General features: G+C 65.4%; 1 protein-coding gene. It reads right to left on the bottom strand.

The features are described 5' to 3' along the window. Positions 1–862 (bottom strand): extracellular catalytic domain type 1 short-chain-length polyhydroxyalkanoate depolymerase (locus ACFO60_RS40785; protein WP_380852907.1); only part of this gene is annotated, 862 nt, incomplete at both ends.

Below are 862 nucleotides of genomic sequence, written 5' to 3' on the forward strand. Positions count from 1 at the left end.
GGTGGGGGTGGGGGTGGGGTTAGTGCCGGTGAGGCCGAAGAATTCGATGGCGACGGCGGCCATGCCGCTGCTGGGCAGGTTGTGGCCGGCGCCTTGGATGCTGTAGGCCTCGACCTTCACTGAGCCGGTGGTGTCGGCGTAGCGGCGGAGGTTCCAGTTGGTTCGTGGGGTGGTGGTGCTGGTGGGGGTCTGGCTGAGGCCGTGGAGGTTGGTCCATTGTTTGATCTCCTCCTCCAGTTCGGAGTAGGCGACCACGTTGTCGTTGGTGCCGTGCCACAGTTGCATGCGTGGCCAGGGTCCGCGGTAGGTGGGGTTGGCGTTGCGTGCGCGGTCGCCCCATTGTTGTGCGGTGATGTTGACGCAGGGGGCGGGGTTGCCGCCGGGGGAGTAGGCGGCTTCGTTGGGGAAGCAGGTGAAGGGGACGCCCATGAAGGCGGCGCCGGCTTTGAAGACTTCGGGGTAGAGGGCGAGCATGGCGTTGGTCATCATGGCGCCGGAGGAACTGCCGGTGGCGTAGACGCGGTTGGGGTCGCCGCCGCGTTGTTGCTGGACGTAGGTGATCATGGACATCAGTGAGACCGGGTCGGTTTGGCCGTTGCGTGCTTTGGAGGCTTCGGACCAGTTGTCGAAGCAGTTGCTTTTCTTCGACGCCGAGGGGTAGATCACGATGAAGCCGTATCGGTCGGCCAGTGAGGCGAACTCGCTGGAGGAGTAGAAGCCGGGTCCTGAGCCGCCACAGGGGTGCATGGCCAGCACGATGGCCGGGTTGGTGGGTCTGTTGTCCGGTACGTACAGATGCATGCGCAGGTTGCCGGGGTTGGCGCCGAAGTTGGTCACCTCGGTCAGCGTGGCCGCGGCGGCG

It is taken from the genome of Sphaerisporangium dianthi, from assembly GCF_042654065.1.
Lineage (GTDB): Bacteria > Actinomycetota > Actinomycetes > Streptosporangiales > Streptosporangiaceae > Sphaerisporangium > Sphaerisporangium dianthi.